Here is a 21055-nt window from a genome sequence, read left to right as displayed (position 1 = left end):
ATATTAACATGGACGATCTACGGGAGCACAAGAAGCTCGCTCTACGCCAAGCCGCATGACCGCCAAATTTTGCTGAACTTGACGCACATAACCCACCTCCGCCCATCAAGGAGCCGCACCTTCGGACTGCCGCCTGCAGGATGCGGTGGCAGCCGAAGCGAGTGTTGAACGCGTAAGTTCAATGCCAGGTCGGGAGAGCTACAGGCCAGGCAGAGGGAGGATGAAATGAATATGGAACGGCGAATGACGGCAAGCGTTACGCCCGTCACAGATCCGCAAGCAGACATCAGCGCGCGACTGGAGCGGTTGCCCATTACTAAAGAAGTGTTCTGGGCCCGCAACATCGTCGGCGCGGCGACATTCTTCGATGGCTACACCGTCATCGCTATTGCCTATGCCATGCCGGTACTCGTGCGCGAGTGGGGTCTGACAGCCGGCCAGACCGGCATGATCCTATCGATGGGATATCTGGGGCAATTGATCGGCGCTGTCCTGTTCGGTTGGCTTGCCGAAAAGGTGGGGCGCCTCAAAGTTCTTCTCTTTACCATCCTTCTCTTCGTCAGCATGGACATAGCCTGCCTCTTTGCAGCCAGTGCGGCAGCGATGATGGCATTTCGCTTCGTCCAGGGTATCGGCACCGGCGGTGAAGTTCCGGTTGCCAGCGCCTATATCAACGAACTGATTGGCTCGAAGGGGCGCGGGCGCTTTTTCCTTCTCTACGAAGTCATGTTCCTGCTCGGCCTCGTCGGTGCAGGGCTGATCGGCTACTTCATGGTGCCGATTTATGGTTGGAAGGCCATGTTCGTCGTCGGCCTGATCCCGGCTGTGCTGATGATTCCGCTGCGTTGGTTTCTCGAAGAGTCTCCCCGCTGGCTCGTCGCAAACGGGCGTTACGAGGAAGCCGATCGCATCGTCACCAAGCTTGAAAACAGCGCCCGGGCCGCCGGCAAGACGCTTCCCGAGCTGCAGATGACGGCAGCTCCCGCACGGAAATCGTCCGACTGGCGCGAGCTTTTCCAAGGCATCTATCTCAAGCGTACCCTATCCATCTGGGCCATGTGGTTCAGCGCCTATCTCGTCGCCAACGGCACGATCACCTGGCTTCCCACCCTTTATCGCCAGACCTTCAACCTTCCGCTCGAAACCAGCATATTCTATGGGTTCGCAACATCGGTCGGTGGCGTTATCGCAGCCGTGATCTGCGCCCTGCTCATCGACAAAGTCGGCCGCAAGCGCTGGTATACCGGCGCGTTGCTGATCGCGCCCATTCCACTCGTCATCCTCGCCTGGCTCGGTGCGACGTCTGCCATACAGGTGGTTATCCTGGCTGGCCTTGCCTATGCCATCGTCCAGACAGTCACCTTCTCGCTGTATCTCTACTCCGCAGAGATTTACCCGACGCGCCTGCGGGCGATCGGGACGGGCACCGGAAGCGCGTGCCTCCGCCTCGGCTCGTCGGCCGGTCCTATCGTCACGGGCTTCCTGCTTTCGTCCATGGGCATCCAGTATGTCTTCGTGGTCTTTGCTGCAATCCTGTTGCTCGGTGCGCTCGTCACCGCAGCGTTTGCGGTAGAAACGAAAGGCCGGACGCTTGAGGAACTTTCTCCCTGAGGTTCAGCGTCAGGGATCAATGTTTGAATATCGGGTCCGGCTTCATGCCGGGCCTTCTTTTTGAGGAGCAGTCAAGGGCCCCGAAGGAAGTATCGCCTGATAGCCGAGAAGGCGTGGTCCGGATTATTCATCTTGGCTGGCAATCCGCACCAGCAACCCGGAGCCAAAGAGGCTGGACGATCAAAAGACGAGAACTTAAAAACGATTAAGCCCCAAACCCGCCTCTTGAAGGAGAAAAAATGAAACGCATCGAGATGGAGGTGAGCGGCGGCTGCCAGTGTGGTGCGGTGCGCTACCATGCGAGCACAATGCTCGACAATTCGCATCTCTGCCATTGCCGCATGTGCCAGAAAGCCTCGGGCAACATCTTTGCCGCGCTCGTCGCCGCACCCGATGACGCGCTCACCTGGACGCGCGGCAAGCCTGATGTCTGGAAGAGCTCGGAGCTCGTCGAGCGCGGCTTCTGCGCCAATTGCGGCACGCCGTTGTTCTTCCATCACCTCGAAAACGGTCGCACCAACCTGATGATAGGCTCGCTCGACAATCCGAACGCCTTCCCACCGGGTGCCAATACCTGCACGGAGAACATGGTGACCTGGTTCGATAGGATTACCGTTATAGAAAATACCGGCGCGACCGAAAACAACGGCGTCGATTGGGCCGCCGCAATCAAGAAGAGCAGCAACCAGCATCCAGATCACGACACTGCCTCATGGGCGGTGAGGAGGCGTGAGGGCTGAGTGCTGCCCGGAGGCCTGCTCTTTGGACAGTCGTGCCTCAAAGCAGCCTTTCCGCTTCCAGTCTCAAGTCAGGTCGTCCGTCCATCCGAGCCGATGGGCCTCACTAGCGGAATCCGCCCTCATCTGTCGTCGCTTTCACGGATAATCGATTGGCTCATGTAATCGGTTCAGCCGTGCAGCCTGCGCAGCATTGTTCCAAGCCGGGCTGCGGGATCGCTTTCTTCAAGTGCCGGAGCCTGTCGGCAAGGAAAATTGCTTCTTCTTCCAATCCGCACGTCCGTCGGGCTATAGCCAAATTCCCGCTTGAAGGCGCGGCTGAATTCCGTGCCGTCACTGAAACAGCGTTGCTCTGCCAAATCAAGTATGCGGCGTTGATCGCTCGGGTTCGCCAAAGCTGCGTGTGCATCGAGCAGGCGCCTATGTTGAATGTAATGCTTAACGCCGCCAAAAGGCTCAAACATGCGGTACAGTCGCGATCGCGAAACGCCTAATTCTCGCTCGAGCGTCTCAGCTCCCAGGCTCGGGTCGAACAGCCTCGATTGTATGATCTTTTGCGCACGGTCGAGCAGCGTTACCGCAATTGGATGACTTGCCGTCAGGGCATTGTCGGCCGAAGGAGAGACGCAAGCCAGTATCATCGCCCGCGTCGCCTCGACCAGGGCGGGAAGATCGGCTTGCTGGACGAATGGGAGCTGATTGGCGAGCCCCGCCATATAGTCATGGAATAACCGCGCCATGCCGCCTTCCAAGGTTGTGAATTCCGCAGCGCTCAAGGCCTGGGAAACGCGAGGGCAAAAATCTCGCGGGACGAACAACATCAGCAACTCGCTCGCCGTCAGACTGCCATGGAAGCTGCGACCCATTGCATGGACTTGGGTGACCCCGGCTGTACAACGGAATTTGCTGGCAGGGGTTTGCGTATACGCCTCTCCAGAAAGCAAAACCGACAGGACGAAATGGTCGAGCGGCTCCCAGTGGAGATGACGTGTCACGCTCCTGAATTGCAGGGGATCGGTCGTGATATGCGAAAACATAAAGCAGCCAAGATCCCAGGTGACCTGCCTGCCGATGAACCCGCTCGTCGTGTCACGCTCGGAGCCGATATCAAAGATCGGGGCAAAGTTGGCGCGCCACGCCTCGAACTGGCGGATCCTCGGTACGGCGCTCGTTACGAATTCAAAGGAAGATAGATTAGACGGCTGCGACGGTGCGAATGCCCGTTTTTCCGCTGCACCTCGTTCAGACGCAAGGCGCGCGGAGTGAAAGGCGGTTTGCCTCGTCCCTATCTGATGAACTGTCATGGTGTTCGTGCAGACCGAGCTGCACGTTCAAAAGCGGAATTCGACATCGAAGGTCTCCAACCAAAATCCGCAATTCAACTGGATGTCTGGCCGTCCACGCGATACTCAGCCGGCTTCCGCTCGTTTATTAGCATAATCGATAATAAAGCACAATCTTACCGAGCATGTTAGTTTCTTACTATCGCTGTATAATCTGTTCCGCTCCGTTACCGGGCAGACACATCGAAGCCGACGCCGCAAATTCGTGCGTTCGGCAATAGCGCTCACCTACACTTCCTTCCTTATCGCCGCAGTGGGGGCACCCATCTCCTGCGTTCCGCCGCCATCTACGGTCCCGGTTCTATCCTGTTCTTGATGGCGCGCCGTGAGCAGAAGCGTCCTGTGTTTAAATGGCCGAAACGCCGGTGTTCATCGTTGTGGCGATAGGCGCGCTGATTGCCATTTACGCGCTCGCAACGGATCGAATCTCTGTCTAGGCGAGTCGAACCGCAGATGCGGACCGTTGCCGACGCCGCGGCTTAACGCATTGTTGGCTAACTTGGCGAATTTCGTCACTTTTAGACGCAAAGCATAGTTGTGGGATTCTGTGCGATCACGGCCGCGACGGAAGCATTTTATAGTGCGGATTAAACGCACGTTCCTGCTGCACGACATCTTCGAAAAGTCCGAACAACGTTCCTGAGAGGGCAATATGGCTTCGGCTTCTACGCAAAAATTATCGCTTTTCGCACTGACAGGCATGGTCGTCGGTTCGATGGTCGGCGCTGGTATATTCAATCTTCCCGGCCGTTTTGGGACAGCGACCGGTCCGTTCGGCGCGATCATAGCATGGATGATAGCCGGCACTGGCATGTACATGCTCGCACGCGTCTTTCAGGCTCTGGCGGAAAAGAAACCGGAAATCGATTCTGGTGTTTTTGCCTATGCCAAAGAAGGCTTTGGAAACTATATGGGCTTCCTTTCCGCCTTCGGGTACTGGCTTGGCAGCTGCCTTGGCAACGTCTTTTACTGGGTCCTGATCGGTTCGACGCTCGGTCTGTTCTTCCCTTCGATCTTTGGCGATGGAAGCACCATCATCGCCATTGTCGTTTCACTCCTGGGGATATGGGCCTTCCATTTCATGATCCTGCGCGGTGTCGAACAAGCCGCTTTCATCAACGTGATCGTCACGATTGCCAAGATCGTTCCGATCGTCGTCGCCATCCTGGCCATGGCCTTTGCGTTCAATTACGCGCAGTTTTCCGCCAATTTCTTCGGCGGCGTGGATATGCCGGAAAAATCTCTCGTGGCGCAAGTTCGTGACACGATGCTCATTACGGTCTTCGTCTTCATCGGGATCGAAGGAGCGAGTGTCTATTCCCGCTTCGCCAGGACCCGCGCCGACGTCGGTACCGCGACCATTCTGGGCTTCATCGGGGTGACCGGCTTGATGGTGGCGATCACTTTGCTTCCTTACGCGGCTATGACGCGCGCAACGATGGCCGGTGTCCAAAATCCTTCCCTGGCTGGCGTCCTCGGAGTCGTCGTCGGCCATTGGGGCGCGGTATTCATTTCGATCGGCGTGCTGGTGTCGGTCCTTGGCGCCTATCTCGCGTGGTCGCTGATCTGCGCCGAAGTGCTGTTTGCGGCTGCCAAATCAGCGGATATGCCGAGGCTTTTTGCGGCACAAAACAGCAATAGGGTGCCGGCCAATGCATTGTGGCTGACCAATATCGTCGTCTCTTTGTTCGTCATCTCGACTTACTGGTCTCGTGATGCTTTCAACTTCATGCTCGACATGACCAGCGTGACAGCGCTAATGCCCTACCTTCTAGTCGCAGGTTACGGCATTTTGCTTGCGCGCCGCGGCGAAGGCTATGAGCAGACGCCGGGTGAACGCGGCCGCGACCAGGTCTTTGCCTGGATCGCCCTGATTTATACGATCGTCATGTTTGTCGCTGCTGGGCTGAAATATGTTCTGCTGGTCACCGTTTTATTCGTGCCAGGGACCATCCTTTATGTCTGGGCGCGGCGCGAGCAGAAGGTGACGCTTTTCACCAGCGTTGAACTCATCGTTTTCGCCGTCACTGTGATTGCGGGGCTCGTAGGATTTTACGGCCTGCTCAGCGGCACCATCACGCCTTGATGACATAGGGAGTAGATCGATGACACAGGAAATCACATTTGGCGTGCATTCCGAAGTTGGCCAATTGCGAAAAGTCATGGTTTGCGCGCCCGGCCGTGCCCATCAGCGTCTGACGCCGACAAATTGCGACGCGCTTCTCTTCGACGACGTTCTTTGGGTCGACAATGCCAAGCGCGACCACTTTGACTTCATCACAAAAATGCGCGACCGCGGCATCGACGTCGTTGAGATGCATAATCTGCTCGCCCAGACGGTTGCGATACCCGAGGCCAAGAAGTGGATACTCGACAACCAGGTCGTCCCCAACCAGATTGGTCTCGGTCTTCTGAATGAAGTGCGATCCTATCTGGAAGGTCTTTCCGACCGGGATTTGGCCGAAACCCTGATCGGCGGCCTGTCGACGTTTGAATTTCCGGAAGCCATCGGAGGCGAGCAACTGGCGTTGATCCGCGATGCGGCCGGCGTCAACGAATATCTCCTGCCGCCGCTGCCGAATACGCTCTACACCCGAGATACAACCTGCTGGATCTACGGCGGTGTAACATTAAATGCGCTTTACTGGCCGGCGCGTCACGAGGAGACGATCCTCACCAGCTCGATCTACAAGTTTCATCCGGATTTCGCCGGCAAGGTCCACGTATGGTGGGGTGACCCAACGAAAGACTGGGGCCTTGCCACGATAGAAGGCGGCGATGTCATGCCGATCGGCAAGGGCAACGTCCTCATCGGCATGAGCGAGCGCACGTCGCGACAGGCAATCAGCCAGGTGGCGGCAGCCCTGTTCGAGAAGGGTGCCGCCGAACGCGTCATCATCGCGGCCATGCCGAAGCTGCGCGCCGCCATGCATCTCGATACGGTCTTCACCTTTGCCGATCGCGATTGCGTTTTGATCTACCCCGACATCGTCAACAATATCGAAGCCTTTTCCTATCGCCCCGATGGCAACGGCGGCATCGAACTTCACAAGGACAAGGGCTCCTTCGTCGAGACAGTGCGCGACGCGCTCGGATTAAGGGCGATGCGTGTCGTCGAGACCGGCGGAAACGACTATATGCGGGAGCGAACCCAATGGGACAGCGGCGCCAATCTGGTCTGCGCTTCGCCGGGTGTCGTCTATGCCTATGACCGCAATACCTACACCAATACGCTCTTGCGCAAGCAAGGCATTGAGGTGATCACGATCACAGGTGCAGAACTTGGGCGTGGGCGAGGCGGCGGGCATTGCATGACGTGCCCTATCGCTCGTGACGCTGTCGACTATTAGTCGAAGCAAAAAACCGGTCCTTCCAAAGGGCTGGGATCGATGGAGTCTGATAAAGCATCGTCTCCGCCGTGCGGCTCATTGTCGTGGGAACTCTCGATTCAGCCAATATTTCCGGAGAAATGCCATGTTTAGAGCTGGTAGGAGATATAGCCATCTCGTCCACGACGATGGCTGCGGCTGCGCAAATCGTGATCTTCAACGGCGATCCAGCTATCTCAGCGATTATTCGCGAAGAAATTTCCTGGCCGGCATCGGATCGGTTGCCGTTGCCGGCATGGCGCCCCGAGTGGGCATCGCGCAGACGGCACAGCGGCCTCCCAAAACGCTTCTGAGACAGGTCCGGCTTTTCGACGGCAAATCCGACGCGTTGCAAAACGGGGTGCAGGTGCTGGTAGAAGCAGACAGGATCGTCGCCATCGATCCGGCAAACAATCCCGCGCCTGAGGATGCAATGATCATCAGTTGCGACGACCGTGTGTTGATGCCGGGCATGATCGATGCGCATTGGCATGCGATTTACGCTGCGGTTCCCCTGCAGGTCCTGATGACGGGTGACCCGGGAATCATCTTTGCCGCCTCCACCGCAGAGGCCGAACGCACCTTGCTACGGGGTTTTACCACCATCCGCGATCTTGGCGGCCCGGTCTTTACCTTCAAACAGGCAATCGATAGCGGCATCATTCCCGGCCCGCGCATCTTCCCGTCCGGCGCGATGATCACGACCTCGGGCGGCCATGGCGACTTGCGCATGCCGTTTGAAATCCCTCCAAGGGACGGCCAGCTCAGTCTCAGTGAAATGATGGGGAGCGCGGCCATCGTCGACGATGTCGGAGGTTTGAAACGCCGGGTACGCGAGCAACTTCTCCAGGCAGCTTCGCAGGTCAAGATCGTCGGGGGAGGCGGGGTCTCGTCGCCGCGCAGCCCGCTCGACATGACGACGTTCAGCGAGGAGGAGATTCGCGCAGCGGTCGACGTTGCAAAGGACTGGAACACATATGTAACAGTCCATGCTTACGCCCCCAACACCGTCCAGCGCGCGCTAGCCGCGGGAGTGGCATGTATCGAACATGCCCATCTCATGGACGAGGAGACGGCAAGGATGTTTTCCGACAAGAATATATGGCTCAGCACCCAGCCATTCCTGTCGATCGAAGATGCCGCGTCGCAGACTGGGGTCGGCGCAGAGCGCGCCGCGCAGATTTTTGTCGGAACACCAAAAATCTACGGATACGCGAAGAAGTACGGCATCAAGACCGCTTGGGGCTCGGATCTTCTGTTCTCGCCTGAATTGGCGCCTCGCCAGAACATTATGTTCACGCATCTGAGCAATTGGTACACCAACGCCGAAGCACTGCGCATGGCGACATCCGGTAATGCAAGCCTGCTGACGCTCTCAAACTTGCGCACGCCCTATCTGGGCAGCTTGGGCGTCATCGAAAAGGGGGCGTTTGCCGATATGCTCGTCTGGGATGGCAATCCCCTCGATGACCTCAAGCTCATCGACACTCCCGAGAAGAACCTGAAGGTCGTCATGAAGGATGGCCGGATTTTCAAGAACACACTCTGACCCATTCAGGGACCGATCCAGGCGAGGGCAATAATGCGGGCAGGGCGACATCGAGCAGTTCCTTCGGCTCAGGTCGTCATTGCGGTGCTTATCGTGATCGCCATTTTACCGGCGGGTGCAACGGTGCTTGCGCCGTTGGCGTTGGCGCTCCTGGCGATAGCCCTTCTATGGCCGGTCCAGCATCGCGTGCAGACCTTCCTTCCACGATACATTGCGCTTCTGGTGACATTGGCGGTCATGATGCTGGCCCTTCTGGCGTTCGGCTGGATCTCCACTTGGTCCTTCGGACATGTCGGCGGATGGATGATCGACAATACCGCTCGCTTTCAACAACACTATGATGAACTTCGACAGTGGCTGGAGGAACACGGCATCGATGTCGATGTGCTCTGGGCCGACAATGTCGGCACTGCGTGGGCAATGCGCGTGGTTCAGACCGTGACGAGCCGCATCAACAGCACATTCAGCTTCTGGCTGATTGCTCTCACCTATCTGCTTCTCGGTTTGATGGAAGTCGAGGATTTCGAGAGCCGCATCAGGGCAATGCGTAGTCCAGTGGCGAGAAGATTGCTTCTCGACGGGAGCCGGGAAACGGCACAAAAGCTTCGGCGCTTCATGAGGATCCGGACGATCATGAGCATCACGACCGGGCTTTTCATCTGGTTGTTCACCAGCGGCGTTGGGCTGCCGCTTGCGAAGGAATGGGGAGCGATTGCCTTCGTTTTGAATTACATACCCTTCATCGGTCCGCTCGCTGCAACGTTGCTTCCCACCGTCTTTGCGCTCATTCAGTTCGATAATTGGCAATCGGCGATCGCCATCTTCGTCGGGCTCAACCTCATTCAGTTCACGCTTGGCAGCTATATAGAACCGCGCGTATCCGGCAATGCACTCTCCCTTTCGCCAGTCGTTGTGCTGCTTTCCGTTTTTACCTGGGGTTATCTGTGGGGGATTTTCGGCGCGTTCATCGGCGTACCGATCTCGATCGCACTGGTGACATTCTGCCGCCATCATCCGTCCAGCCGATGGGTGCCGGAACTTCTCGGGCGCGGCAGCAAAGGCGACGGTGTCTGATCTGAGACTGCGCAAGCGGAGAGACACACGCCTTCATCGGAACATCGCAAGGAGGACCTTGCGCGCCTCCTGCATTGTCAGATCGTGTCGAAACGCGCCGTTTTCGACAAAATTGACGATCTCGGCGATGACGATCGGATTGAGCATCATGAACGTGTGTGTGGCACTCAGAACCAGATGGTCAGCCGCGCCCTCCAATCTCGTCGAGGCGACCGATACTTTCCCATCGTTCGGCGCTTTGATGATATGATTGAAAAGCGGATTGAGCGAAAGGTCGCCCGCGATGATGCCGACGGGATAATCCGGAACCGGCAGAAGCTTCGGCAACGCTGCCGGGCCAGTTCCAAGCTCGCGTCCAGCTGGGCCGTTGATCCATTGAAATGGCGGCATTTCTCCGAAAATATCGACGATTTCGGATCCGTTATTGGGTGGCGCCAGCATGACGACACGCCCGAGATTTGGAGGCCGCTGATGCGCCAGCCAGTAGCGGACAAGAATTCCGCCCATGGAATGGGTTACGAAATTGACCCGTCTTGCACGGCACATGGCCACGGCATCACCGACGTAGACTGCAAGTTCGGAGATCGTCGCGCGAGTTGAGGGATATTCGATGTTGATGACGAGGAACCCGCGCCGCGTGAGCGTCTTCTCAATAAGCCGAAGGGATCCGCTGCCGCGCGCAAGCCCATGCACCAACACGATGCATTCCGCATCATCCTCACCGGCATTAGCCATCACGCCCCAGACCTATTCCACTTCAGCGTTTCGAGCTTCGATCCGACTGACAGTTCCTTTATTCGTGCTGGTCGCCGCGGTAGCATGACGGTTGTTCTCGGCATAGTCCGCACCAAATAATTTCCGCTTGCCGGCCTCCCTTACCGTCTGAACGAATATATAGAGCAAAGGAATGATGAGGAGGCCTACAATCGTTCCGACCAGCAGTCCGCCGAGAACGGTAACGCCGATCGCCTGGCGGCTGGCTGCTCCGGCTCCCGTCGCCACCACCAGCGGTACCACGCCCAATATGGAAGCCATCGCCGTCATCAACACCGGCCTGAAGCGCTGCGACGTCCCTTCACTTGCCGCCTCTATGATGCTGAAACCTTCTTCCCGGCGCTCCTTGGCGAACTCCACGATGAGAATGGCGTTCTTGGCTGCGAGTCCGATCAGCAGCAGCAGGCCGATCTGGGCGTAGATATTGAGATCGATACTGCCGACCACCAGCCCCGCCAAAGCCCCGAGCACAGCGACGACCACCGACATCATCACTGCGAGCGGGACGCTCCAGCTTTCATATTGGGCGACAAGGAAGAGATAGGTGGCAATAATCCCCATGATCAGGATGATGACCGTCTGTCCGCCCGCTTGCTTTTCCTGAAGGGCAAGTCCTGTCCATTCATAACCGAAGCCCGGCGGCAGTTTTTCCGCAGCGAGCGCCTCCATGGCGTTCAACGCATCTCCGGTACTCGCACCCGCCGCAGCCTGCCCGTTGATCGCGGCGGATGGAAAAAGATTGTAGCGGTTGACCGAGTTTGGTCCGTAGATGGTCGATATGGAAAGCAATCCTTGCAAGGGCACGAGATCGCCCGACTGACTTCGCACCCTCAGCCGCTGGATATCCTCGATGCGCGAGCGGAACATCGGCTCGTCCTGGATCCGGACCTGATATACGCGCGAAAATATGTTGAAATCGTCAACATAGGCCGATCCCAGATGTGCTTGCAGCGTGGTGAAGATTGCCGCCGGTGAAACACCGAAGAGTTCGGCGCGCCGTCGGTCGATATCGAGATAAATCTGCGGCGCGTTGGCCGAAAACGTGCTGAAGACGCCGGTCAACTGCTTCGTCTGATTTGCAGCGACGATCAGCCCACGCATCACCTCGGCAAGCTCTCCCTGGCTTTGCCCGGCGCGCGCCTGAAGGCGGAAGTCGAAGCCGCCGGTCGTCCCGAGACCGGGTATTGCCGGCGGATTGAACGGTACGACCGAAGCCGTCGAAATCTTTGTGAACGCCGCTCGAAGTTCGTTCGTCAAGGCAAAGACGCTCTGGTCCGGCCCGCGTTCGTTCCATGGCGTGAGCGCCGAGATGACCATTGCTGAATTGGAGCCGCCACCGCCTATCATGCTGGTCCCGGCAATGGCGATGGTGTTCGCAACCCCCGGTGTCCGCTGCAGTACGGAGGTGACCGTCGCGAGTGTGTCCTGCGTGCGCGCGAGGGAAGCGGAATCCGGCAATTGCACGTTCATGAAGAGATAGCCCTGGTCTTCGGCGGGAACAAAACCCACGGGCAGGATGCGATAAAGACCGTAGACGCTCGCCATGATGATCATGAAGAACAGCAGGCTGAGGACAATTTTGCGCGCAAAAGCCGACAGCAGAGAAAGGTAAAATCGTCGCGATAGGTCGAGGCCGCGGTTTATCCCGCCGAACAGCTTCGACCTGTTCTCCTTTGCCGGCCGGAGGATTTGGACGCAGAGCGCCGGACTGAGGGTCAAGGCATTGATCGTGGAGAAGGTGATCGTGACCAGGATGGTGACCGCGAACTGTCGGTAGAGTTCGCCGGTTATGCCGGCGAGGAACGCAACCGGCACGAAGAGAGCGGCCAGCACCAATGTTGTCGCGACGATTGGGCCTGTAACCTGGCTCATCGTGCGCAGTGTCGCCTCACGCACGTCAACGCCCGTCTCGCTCATGACGCGCTGAACATTTTCCACCACGATGATCGCGTCGTCCACGACAAGGCTGATTGCGAGGATCATTGCGAAAAGCGTGATCGTATTGGCCGAATAACCGAGGAGATAAAGCACGGCAAAACCGCCGATCAGCGAAACGGGTATGGTCAGCGTGGGGATGATAGTCGCGCGCCAATCCTGCAGGAAAACGAACACGACCACGACAACGAGCACGAACGTAATCGCCAATGTGATGAAAATCTCCTGGATGGTCTGCCGAACGAAAGCGGTCGTGTCGAAAACGACCGTATAGGCGAGGTCATCGGGAAATTGTCTCGACAATGTCTGCAGTTCGCCGACAACAGCGTTCGATACCGCGAGCGCGTTCGCATCGGTCGATTGATAGACGACGACGGTCGCGCTCGGCCTGCCATTGAAGGTCGATGCCGTATCGTAGGATTGTGCGCCGAGTTCGATCCGGGCGACGTCGCGGAGGTGGACGATCGCTCCGTCCTTGTTGGTGCGGATGATGATGTTGCCGAACTCGTTTGTGTCCGCAAGCCTTCCTCTGGCCATGACCGTCAACTGCAGCTGCTGACCCGTGGGTGACGGGGGCGAACCGAGCTGACCGGCGGATGCCTGGACGCTCTGAGCCTGTATCGCCGCCGTCAGGTCGGTTGCGGTTACTCCAAGAGCCTGCATACGATCGGGGTTCATCCAGATCCGCATGCTGTAGGCGGGGCCAAACACGCTCGCCTCGCCAACGCCGGGCAGGCGGGCGATCGCGTCCCGGATGTTGATCATGGCATAGTTGCTGATGAAGACGTCGTCCCTGGTGCCCTTCGGCGAGTAGACCGCAAAGCCGAGCAGCATGCTCGATGAACGCGTTCTGACCGAAACGCCTGCTTGCGTCACGGCTGCGGGAAGCCGCGGCTGTGCCATTGCGACGCGATTTTGCACGTTCACCTGGGCGATTGCCGGATCGGTGCCTGCTGCAAACGTAACCGTCAGGCTGTAGGTGCCGTTGTTGGTGCTTGACGACGACATGTAGAGCATGTCCTCGACGCCGTTTACCTGATCCTCGATCGGCGCCGCCACGCTGTCGGTCATGACACTGGCATTGGCGCCAGGATAGCTGGCGGTCACCTGCACTTCGGGGGGCGTGATCTGCGGAAACTGGGCGACGGGTATCAAGAAGAGGGACAGGCCACCCGCAAGCATCATCACGACGGCGATGACCATTGCAAATCTCGGCCTGGCAATGAAGTGCGCCGAGAGGTTCATTGTTTTGAACCCGTTTGCGGTTCCGTGGGTGCGAGCGAGATGGCGCTGCTGTCGGTTGGTAGAGCTTCCGTAGGCTCGACGACGAGGCCTTCGGAGACGTTCTGCAGGCCGTCGACGATGAGTTTCTCTCCGCCTTTAAGACCATCTTCTACGACCCAGCTGCCCTCGATCTGCTCCCCCGTCTTTATTCGGCGTAATTCGACGGCATTCTGCGCGTTCACGAGCAGAACGTATTTGCCGTCCCGATCCTGCTGCACCGCCCCGAGCGGCACTACGGGACGGAGCGTCTTTTCCCTTTCCGATATGACAACGGTTACGAACTGGCCTGGAATAAGCAGCGCATCCGGATTGGGAAACAATGCCAGAACGGCAAGTGTTCCCGTCGCGGGATCGATTTCGTTGCCAAAGAATTCGATCGTTCCCGGCTCCGTGTAAGGTTGGCCATTCGAAAGCCGCAGGCTTGGCTTATAGCTGCCGGCGAGTTCCTCCTTGCCGATATTGCCTCTGTTTGCACGCAGTTCGAGGATCGATCGATCGCTCACCGAGAACACGACGCGGATCGGGTCCATTTCGACGACACGAGCCAGGGCCATTGAACTGCCGCTGACGAAGCTTCCGACCGATAATTCTGCAGCTCCGATGCGACCGTCAATCGGCGAGACGATGTGGGCATAGCTGAGGTTTAGCTCGGCCTGGCTCACGCGTGCTTGTGCCGACAGGAGGTTTGCCTGGCCGGTTTCAAGCGCGGTCTGACTTTCCTCCAGCGTCGCGCGCGGTACCGTTTGGTTGCTCAGCGATTGATTTCGCGCGACGCGGCGTTGAGCGTCGGCCAATGTCGCCTGAGCGCTCGCAAGCGCTGCTTTGGCGTCCGCCAGCGCTATGTCCAGGGAGCGCGTGTCGATCAGGAAGAGATCCTGGTCCTTTCTGATCAGCTGACCTTCTTCAAAAAGGCGTTGGTCTATGAAGCCTTCGATACGCGAACGGATATCGACGGCATTGACGGCTTCCACACGTCCGACGAATTCGTGTTTCGGCGAAACGTCTTGGACCGTAACGGTCAGAATCCCAACCGACGGGCCAGCCTCTGCCGCCACGTTTTGCGGCATCCACATCAGCGTTGCGAACGATAACATCAGGAATGTCGGCGAAACACGATGCAATTTCATCGACATGTCTCCAACAGAACCGAGAAATTGGATAGCTCAAGGCGGATGGAAGCAGTCTACAATAATTAGCATATACTCAAATTCTACTACCATACGTGGAGAGCAGCAAGCGTTACCGATGGCGCGTCCTGCCCCAATTTGGCGCTCTGATGACCGTTCGCCTGATAAGCGCTGCACTGTTGAATATTTCGCGGCCAGATGTTGATGCCGCCACTCCTGAAGTCGCCCCTCAAGGCGGCGAGAGAGGAATTCCTGCGCTGTCTTCTCATGCTCCCGAAGGAGCGCCGTGTCCCCCCTCAGGTGGTCTCATCGTCGGTTTTGGACCAGCTTGTTTGCGCAACGTCCGATCTCAAACTCAGCTGGGCTACGAGTTGTTCGACAGCGCCGTCCTGGTCGCCCTTTGTGAAAACGATCGCTTCGATTTCCATTAAGTCGCTGGCATCGACCAGGCGGCTTCTTATCGACCGAAACTGCAGTTTGCTGGCATTCAGCGACTGCAGCAGTGTCGCCCGGACTGCTATTTCATGGTCCGTTTGGCATTTGAGCCTTATATCGTAGATGCGCTCTTGTTCCGGCGCGACCACAGACCAGGCTTCGATATACAATCCAATCTTGGGAAGCGTGTAGTTGAAGACGACGATGAAAAAGGCCGCTTCGGCTGCGAGCAGAAGCTGGCCATAGCCGGCGAAGACGCCGACCGCGCCGGTGCTCCAGACCGTCGCCGCCGTGCTCAAGCCTTTGATATTGGTGCCGTCGCGGATAATGAGACCCGCCCCAAGGAAACCGATACCGGTGACGACTTGAGCGCCCATGCGCAGATCGAAATCGAAGCCGATCGCACTCGGAAGCGACGCGTAGGATGCGGCACCAAGGGAAACAAGCGCATGCGTCACGAGATTCGAGTTCCGCCGCTTCAAATGTCTTTCGGCGCCGATCAGCGTTCCAAGCAGCAACGCGGTCACCAGTTTGAGGAGAATGGATTGGCTGGCGTCCATATCGATCGCCTCTATGTCTATCCGGTGTGAGTTGCGCCTATTTGCGGATGACGGCCGGTGACGTCTGCTGCAGCAAAGCATTTACCCTCGTGCAGAAAGAACCGGCATCCTTTCATCTTTTTTCTTACCTTGATTTTCGCAGTTGAAGCCCGATCGGAGAGACCATGATAAACATCCTGCTGAAGTTACGCTTCGTCATGGCGCTTGCATCCATAGGTGTTATCGCAGCCGCCGGTTTGATGTTTTGGGAGGGCTTGCTGACATTATGGCATGCCTTTGCCTATGTGAGAACCGACCCGGACCTTGCCGTCATCGCAGCCGTTATGCGGGCGACCGATAAGCTTCTGTTTGCGATCGTTCTCGTCATCTTCGGCTGCGCCATCGCGCTTGGTTTTCTCGTCGATCTGTCGCCCGAACAACGCGCAGCGCTGCCTGGTTGGATGGTCATCGACAGTGTCGCCGAGCTCAAGAACCTCTTCATCCAGATGATTATCCTCTATCTGGTGGTCCATTTCGCCACACTCGTCGCCGAAACTGACGAGATGCTGCAGTGGAACGCGCTGGTCCTTCCGATTTCGATCCTGCTATTGGCCGGCGCAATGAGACTGATTGCCGGTTCGCCCGGACACGGGCCTTTGGGCGAACACACCCCAGTGCGGGACAAACCACCCGCATCCGCTATCCACAGCGAGGATACCGACAGGCACAATATCGGGTGATCCTGCCGCTATCGACACCACCGAATGTTCATAGTGGTGACGTAGCGAACGTCGCCCACTGAAGTGATCAGGGCGCGTCTGCAGGCAGGCTTGCTTGTTCTGCCTACTGACAGTTCTCACGCGAAAAGCGTTGCCGCTTTTGCCGGCTGCACGTTTCGATTGCGTTCCACCGCAATTAACGCCGACATCATTGATGATGAAAATTAATTTCATCATTTCCCTTTGAACCCCGTTTTTAGTTGACGGGCTTTGTTTTTTGTCCCAACTTGAAGAAAATAAATTACGAGTTGGGAACTTGTTGGCATGAAAGTGGGAATTATAGGGCTTGGCTTCCGGCTCGGCTATCTTGGCTATGTCTTCAAGGCTATGGACAGCAGCTTCGAGATTGTCGGTTACGTCGATCCGGATCCTGCGGGACTTCCCGGACTGACGGAAAAAGGCATCTCTGCCGGCAAAGCTTATGGCTCGCCGCAAGAGCTCCTCGCTGCAGAAAAGCTCGATCTTTTGATGATCGGCTCTCCCAACCACATGCATCTCGATCATATTCGCCTCGGCCTCGAGGCTGGCCTTAAGGTCTTCTGCGAAAAGCCGATCGTCACCACGATTGCCGAGAGCATCGAACTTGCCCACCTGATGGCGAAGTTCGGCCATGAACGGCTGATGGTCGGTCTCGTGCTGCGCTACTCACCGCTTTACAAGGATTTGCGCGCCATCCAGGCCGAGGGCAAGCTTGGACATATCGTTTCAATCGAAGCCTCCGAACATATCGAGCCCTATCACGGCGCCTTCTTCATGCGCGACTGGCGCCGTTACGAGCGCTATTCCGGTAGCTTCATGCTGGAAAAGTGCTGCCACGACCTCGACCTCTATAATGGTGTGGTCGGCGCCCGCCCCGAACGGGTCGCCAGCTTCGGCGGCCGCAAGAGCTTCATCCCTGCCAACGACCCGGCGCGCGAAGGCATCAACGACCTGGAGCTCTTTCACCGCAAGCCGAGCGGCTGGATGGGCTCGGACAAAGTGTTCGACAGCGACGCCGACATCATCGATTACCAGGTCGCGATCGTCGAATACGCCAATGGCGTCGGCATGAATTTCCACACCAATCTGAATGTTCCCGACCAGTTCCGCCGCTTTGCCATCATGGGCTCGCGCGGTATGGCTGAAGGCGACTTCGTGCGCAGTTACCTCAATGTCCACGAGCAGCTGACTGGCAACAAAATCGTCGAAAACAAATATGCCGCGACCGAGCTGTCGCAGCATTACGGCGCCGACGAGCAGATGGCAGCCGATATTTTGCAAAGCGTGCGCACCGGTTCGGAACTCCCGGTTTCCACGCTCAATGCATTGGAGGCAGGCATCCTGGCGCTCGCCATGGATGAAGCCCGCATGAAGAAGGCCGTGATCGACCTTCGTCCCGTCTGGGACCGGTTCGACGAGGCGCTACACTCAAGAGCGGCCTGAGGAGACCGGCAAGATGAGTGCTCAGAAAAGTGCCGTCATCTTCGCCTGGATCCTTCTCCTCCCAGCTGTCCTTTATGTGCTCGCGATCGTCGCCTATCCACTGGTCGATACATTCATCCTGTCGTTTACGGATGCATCGCTGCGCAAGGTGACGAACTGGGTCGGCTGGGCCAATTACGAGAAGATCTTCAACGCCACCTTCGTGCAAGTCATTGTCCGAACCTTCATCTGGACCTTCTTTTCGGTCGCCCTGAAGATGATTATCGGCACGTTCGGCGCTGCAATGCTGAATGCTGCCGTGCCGGGCCGGTCGCTGTTTCGGCTGCTGACCATGCCGCCATGGATCGTGCCGATGGCCATCGGCATCTTCATGTGGGGCTGGATGTATAATGGCCAGTTCGGAATGATTTCCGGATTGCTGCAGCGCTTCGGCCTCGTCGATGGTCCGGTCGCCTTCCTCGCCTATGGCAGCACCGCCTTCTGGGCGACGATCGTCACCGACGTCTGGATCGGCGTGCCGCTTGTGACGATCTACTTCCTCGCCGCGATCCAGTCGATCCCGAAGGACCTTTACGAAGCAGCATGGACCGATGGCGCCGGCCGCTGGTACCGTTTCCGCCGCATCACGCTGCCGCTGATGGTTCCGGCGATCATCACCATGTCGATGCTGTCGCTGATTGCGACCTTCAATTCCTTCGACATCATCTGGATCCTGACGCAGGGTGGTCCAAGCGGCGAAACGACGACGATGATCATCGACACCTATCAGACGGCGATCGGTTCGAAGAAATATGGCGAAGGGGCAGCGCGCGCGGTGCTGATCTGCATCTTTCTTTCGCTCTTCTGCTTTGCCTATTTCCGCGTCACCCGCCGTCTGAACCCGGAGAAGCGCGCATGAGCAGCCGTCCCATGATCGATCGCTACAGTTGGTGGGAAATCATCCTCATCTACTGCGGCATAGCGCTCTTCCTCTTCTTCGTGCTGTCGCCCTTCGTCGAAGGCTTCCTGGTGTCGCTGAAGCCGCTCGCCCAGCTCTTCTCCTCGCCCTATCGCTTCTGGCCCGAAAACGGCTCGTTCGAGGCTTATCGGACCATGTGGATCAGCGTGCCGGGCTTCGGGCGCTACATCTTCAACTCCTTCTTCATCTCGATCATCGTCACCGTGATCGTGCTCTGCCTCGTCATTCCGGCGGCCTACGCTTTCGCGAAATTCGAGTTCAAGGGCATGGGCATCCTCCTTGGCGCCTTCCTGACGGTGAACATGTTCTCCGGCGCCGTCCTGCTCATCCCGCTGTTCCGGCTGATGCGCAGCATGGGTGTGCTGAATACCTATCTTGCCATGATCGTGCCGGGAGTCGCCTTCCTGATCCCCTCGGCGATCTGGCTGCTGCGCACCTACATGATCCGCATTCCGCAGGAACTCAACGAAGCCGCTTACATGGATGGCGCCAGCCATTTCTATACGCTGCGTCGCGTCATTCTGCCCATTGCGATGCCGGGCATTATCGTCGTCGCGATTACCACCTTCATCGGCGCCTATGCGCAGCAGTTCATCTTCGCGCTGACCTTCAACTCGAAGACCGAATACATGCCTCTGCCGGTGGGACTCTTCGCTTACTTCGGCAAGCAGGAGGTCATCTGGAACGAACTGATGGCGGCCTCCTTCGTCGGCATCGCGCCGGCGATGATCGTCATCTTCTTCCTTCAGCGCTATCTCGTCGGCGGCCTGACCGCCGGTGCGGTGAAACAATAAGACTAACAATAAAGAGTGAACAGCTAACACAGAGAATGGGAGTAACGACGTGAGCATTACCATCAAGACAGGCCTTATGGCGCTCGCCCTGGTCGGATCCACGGCATTGACCGCGGTCACGGCCCAAGCAGCCGACAAGGAAATCAGCTGGATCTATTGCGGCGACACGATCGATCCGGTCCACACCAAATACATCAAGGAATGGGAATCCAAGAACGCCGGCTGGAAGGTCGCGCCGGAAGTCGTCGGCTGGGCGCAGTGCCAGGACAAGGCAACGACATTGGCTGCCGCCGGCACGCCTGTTGCCATGGCCTATGTCGGCTCGCGCACGCTGAAGGAATTCGCACAGAACGACCTCATCGTACCCGTTCCGATGACGGATGATGAGAAGAAGAGTTATTACCCGCACATCGTCGACACGGTCACCTTCGAGGGCAACCAGTGGGGTGTCCCGATCGCCTTCTCCACCAAGGCGCTTTACTGGAACAAAGACCTCTTCAAGCAGGCCGGCCTCGATCCCGAGAAGCCGCCGAAGACCTGGGCTGAAGAAATCGAGATGGCGAAGACCATCAAGGAAAAGACCGGCATTCCGGGCTTCGGCCTTTCCGCCAAGACCTTCGACAACACGATGCATCAGTTCATGCACTGGGTTTACACCAACAACGGTGCCGTGACCGATGCCGAAGGCAAGATCACGCTCGACAGCCCACAGATCCTCGCCGCCCTGAAAGCCTATAAGGATATTTCGGCCTACGCCGAAGAAGGCCCGACCGCCTACGAGCAGAACGAAGTGCGCGCCATCTTCCTCGACGGCAAGGTCGCCATGATCCAGGCAGGATCGGGCGCCGCCACCCGCCTGAAGGAAACGAAGATCAACTGGGGTATCACGACACTGCCGCTCGGTCCGGACGCCAAGGGCCCCGGCACGCTGCTGATCACCGACAGCCTTGCGATCTTCAAGGGATCGGGCGTCGAGGATAAGGCGATCGAGTTCGCCAAATTCATCACCTCGCCTGATGTTCAGTCGGAATACGAACTGCAGGGCGGCGCCGGCCTCACCCCGCTGCGTCCATCGAAGAAGGTTGACGAGTTCGTCGCCAAGGACCCCTACTGGAAGCCGCTTATCGAGGGCATCAGCTATGGTGGTCCCGAGCCGCTCTTTACCGATTACAAGGGTTTCCAGAACTCGATAATCGAGATGATCCAGTCCGTCGTCACCGGCAAGGCTGAGCCTGAAGCTGCCCTCAAGAAAGCTGCCGGCGAGATCGAAGCCTTCAAGTAAACCGATCTCGAGGATCGCAGGTCTACGATCTGCGGTCCTCACCG

16 protein-coding genes are annotated in these 21055 nt (G+C 57.7%); 11 read left to right on the top strand and 5 right to left on the bottom strand.

The features are described from left to right. The first annotated feature begins 225 nt into the window (after positions 1-225). Together FHX15_RS21895 and FHX15_RS21890 are read left to right on the top strand one after the other, a co-directional pair. Positions 226-1611, top strand: coding sequence for an MFS transporter (locus tag FHX15_RS21895; protein WP_184400457.1), 1386 nt, complete (start codon positions 226-228; stop codon positions 1609-1611). A 239-nt stretch (positions 1612-1850) separates the two neighbouring features. Next, on the top strand, positions 1851-2351 hold the full coding sequence (locus FHX15_RS21890) for a GFA family protein (RefSeq protein ID WP_184400456.1): 501 nt from the start codon (positions 1851-1853) through the stop codon (positions 2349-2351). A gap of 167 nt (positions 2352-2518) precedes the next feature. Here FHX15_RS21890 and FHX15_RS21885 read toward each other — a convergent pair whose 3' ends face one another. Beyond that, positions 2519-3652: a helix-turn-helix domain-containing protein gene (locus FHX15_RS21885; RefSeq protein ID WP_184400455.1), complete on the bottom strand. Its 1134-nt coding sequence runs from the start codon at positions 3650-3652 to the stop codon at positions 2519-2521. 691 nt (positions 3653-4343) lie between these two features. Here FHX15_RS21885 and FHX15_RS21880 point away from each other — a divergent pair. The 4 genes from FHX15_RS21880 to FHX15_RS21865 all read left to right on the top strand — a co-directional run bounded on the left by FHX15_RS21880 (position 4344) and on the right by FHX15_RS21865 (position 9682). Beyond that, the gene (locus tag FHX15_RS21880; RefSeq protein WP_184400454.1) at positions 4344-5777 is read left to right on the top strand and encodes a basic amino acid/polyamine antiporter; all 1434 of its coding nucleotides are present in this window, start codon (positions 4344-4346) and stop codon (positions 5775-5777) included. 19 nt (positions 5778-5796) lie between these two features. Next, positions 5797-7041, top strand: coding sequence for an arginine deiminase (locus tag FHX15_RS21875; RefSeq protein ID WP_210290801.1), 1245 nt, complete (start codon positions 5797-5799; stop codon positions 7039-7041). A 124-nt stretch (positions 7042-7165) separates the two neighbouring features. Next, a complete protein-coding gene (locus FHX15_RS21870) occupies positions 7166-8608 on the top strand; it encodes an amidohydrolase family protein (protein ID WP_184400453.1) in 1443 nt (480 codons plus the stop codon). Between the two features lie 33 nt (positions 8609-8641). After that, positions 8642-9682 (top strand): AI-2E family transporter, encoded by a 1041-nt coding sequence (locus FHX15_RS21865; protein WP_184400452.1) that lies wholly within the window; start codon positions 8642-8644, stop codon positions 9680-9682. A gap of 33 nt (positions 9683-9715) precedes the next feature. Here the strand turns inward: FHX15_RS21865 and FHX15_RS21860 are convergent, their stop codons facing one another. The 4 genes from FHX15_RS21860 to FHX15_RS21845 form a co-directional block, all read right to left on the bottom strand. Next, on the bottom strand, positions 9716-10417 hold the full coding sequence (locus FHX15_RS21860; RefSeq protein WP_184400470.1) for an alpha/beta hydrolase: 702 nt from the start codon (positions 10415-10417) through the stop codon (positions 9716-9718). Between the two features lie 12 nt (positions 10418-10429). Next, positions 10430-13636, bottom strand: a complete 3207-nt coding sequence (locus tag FHX15_RS21855; RefSeq protein WP_184400451.1) for an efflux RND transporter permease subunit — start codon at positions 13634-13636, stop codon at positions 10430-10432. Beyond that, positions 13633-14802 carry an efflux RND transporter periplasmic adaptor subunit gene (locus tag FHX15_RS21850; protein ID WP_184400450.1) on the bottom strand — a complete coding sequence of 390 codons (1170 nt, stop codon included), beginning with the start codon at positions 14800-14802 and terminating at the stop codon, positions 13633-13635. The genes FHX15_RS21855 and FHX15_RS21850 overlap by 4 nt, the downstream gene beginning before the upstream one ends. Positions 14803-15098: 296 nt before the next feature. Beyond that, positions 15099-15797: an MgtC/SapB family protein gene (locus FHX15_RS21845; RefSeq protein ID WP_184400449.1), complete on the bottom strand. Its 699-nt coding sequence runs from the start codon at positions 15795-15797 to the stop codon at positions 15099-15101. Positions 15798-15961: 164 nt separating this feature from the next. Between FHX15_RS21845 and FHX15_RS21840 the strand changes: the two genes are divergently transcribed. From FHX15_RS21840 to FHX15_RS21820, 5 genes are all read left to right on the top strand, one after another. Next, complete coding sequence (locus tag FHX15_RS21840; RefSeq protein ID WP_184400448.1) at positions 15962-16516, top strand: YqhA family protein; 555 nt, start codon at positions 15962-15964, stop codon at positions 16514-16516. Positions 16517-16819: 303 nt separating this feature from the next. Then, positions 16820-17977: a Gfo/Idh/MocA family protein gene (locus FHX15_RS21835; protein ID WP_184400447.1), complete on the top strand. Its 1158-nt coding sequence runs from the start codon at positions 16820-16822 to the stop codon at positions 17975-17977. Between the two features lie 13 nt (positions 17978-17990). After that, on the top strand, positions 17991-18875 hold the full coding sequence (locus tag FHX15_RS21830; RefSeq protein ID WP_184400446.1) for a carbohydrate ABC transporter permease: 885 nt from the start codon (positions 17991-17993) through the stop codon (positions 18873-18875). Next, positions 18872-19729 carry a carbohydrate ABC transporter permease gene (locus FHX15_RS21825; RefSeq protein WP_132654659.1) on the top strand — a complete coding sequence of 286 codons (858 nt, stop codon included), beginning with the start codon at positions 18872-18874 and terminating at the stop codon, positions 19727-19729. The genes FHX15_RS21830 and FHX15_RS21825 overlap by 4 nt, the downstream gene beginning before the upstream one ends. 76 nt (positions 19730-19805) lie before the next feature. Next, entirely contained in the window at positions 19806-21011 is a 1206-nt protein-coding gene (locus FHX15_RS21820; RefSeq protein ID WP_184400469.1) for an ABC transporter substrate-binding protein, read from the top strand. Positions 21012-21055: the final 44 nt, after the last annotated feature.

The organism is Rhizobium sp. BK650 (assembly GCF_014195325.1).
GTDB lineage: Bacteria > Pseudomonadota > Alphaproteobacteria > Rhizobiales > Rhizobiaceae > Rhizobium.
This window is presented reverse-complemented; position numbering and strand designations above follow the sequence as displayed.

Excerpts from the sequence above, each read along its gene's own strand:
- FHX15_RS21840 (WP_184400448.1), top strand. The coding sequence starts at position 15,962 with ATGATAAACATCCTGCTGAAGTTACGCTTCGTCATGGCGCTTGCATCC.
- FHX15_RS21870 (WP_184400453.1), top strand. The coding sequence starts at position 7,166 with ATGTTTAGAGCTGGTAGGAGATATAGCCATCTCGTCCACGACGATGGC.
- FHX15_RS21860 (WP_184400470.1), bottom strand. The coding sequence starts at position 10,417 with ATGGCTAATGCCGGTGAGGATGATGCGGAATGCATCGTGTTGGTGCAT.
- FHX15_RS21895 (WP_184400457.1), top strand. The coding sequence starts at position 226 with ATGAATATGGAACGGCGAATGACGGCAAGCGTTACGCCCGTCACAGAT.
- FHX15_RS21835 (WP_184400447.1), top strand. The coding sequence starts at position 16,820 with ATGAAAGTGGGAATTATAGGGCTTGGCTTCCGGCTCGGCTATCTTGGC.
- FHX15_RS21890 (WP_184400456.1), top strand. The coding sequence starts at position 1,851 with ATGAAACGCATCGAGATGGAGGTGAGCGGCGGCTGCCAGTGTGGTGCG.
- FHX15_RS21820 (WP_184400469.1), top strand. The coding sequence starts at position 19,806 with ATGGCGCTCGCCCTGGTCGGATCCACGGCATTGACCGCGGTCACGGCC.
- FHX15_RS21830 (WP_184400446.1), top strand. The coding sequence starts at position 17,991 with ATGAGTGCTCAGAAAAGTGCCGTCATCTTCGCCTGGATCCTTCTCCTC.
- FHX15_RS21865 (WP_184400452.1), top strand. The coding sequence starts at position 8,642 with ATGCGGGCAGGGCGACATCGAGCAGTTCCTTCGGCTCAGGTCGTCATT.
- FHX15_RS21880 (WP_184400454.1), top strand. The coding sequence starts at position 4,344 with ATGGCTTCGGCTTCTACGCAAAAATTATCGCTTTTCGCACTGACAGGC.
- FHX15_RS21885 (WP_184400455.1), bottom strand. The coding sequence starts at position 3,652 with ATGACAGTTCATCAGATAGGGACGAGGCAAACCGCCTTTCACTCCGCG.
- FHX15_RS21875 (WP_210290801.1), top strand. The coding sequence starts at position 5,797 with ATGACACAGGAAATCACATTTGGCGTGCATTCCGAAGTTGGCCAATTG.
- FHX15_RS21855 (WP_184400451.1), bottom strand. The coding sequence starts at position 13,636 with ATGAACCTCTCGGCGCACTTCATTGCCAGGCCGAGATTTGCAATGGTC.
- FHX15_RS21825 (WP_132654659.1), top strand. The coding sequence starts at position 18,872 with ATGAGCAGCCGTCCCATGATCGATCGCTACAGTTGGTGGGAAATCATC.
- FHX15_RS21845 (WP_184400449.1), bottom strand. The coding sequence starts at position 15,797 with ATGGACGCCAGCCAATCCATTCTCCTCAAACTGGTGACCGCGTTGCTG.
- FHX15_RS21850 (WP_184400450.1), bottom strand. The coding sequence starts at position 14,802 with ATGAAATTGCATCGTGTTTCGCCGACATTCCTGATGTTATCGTTCGCA.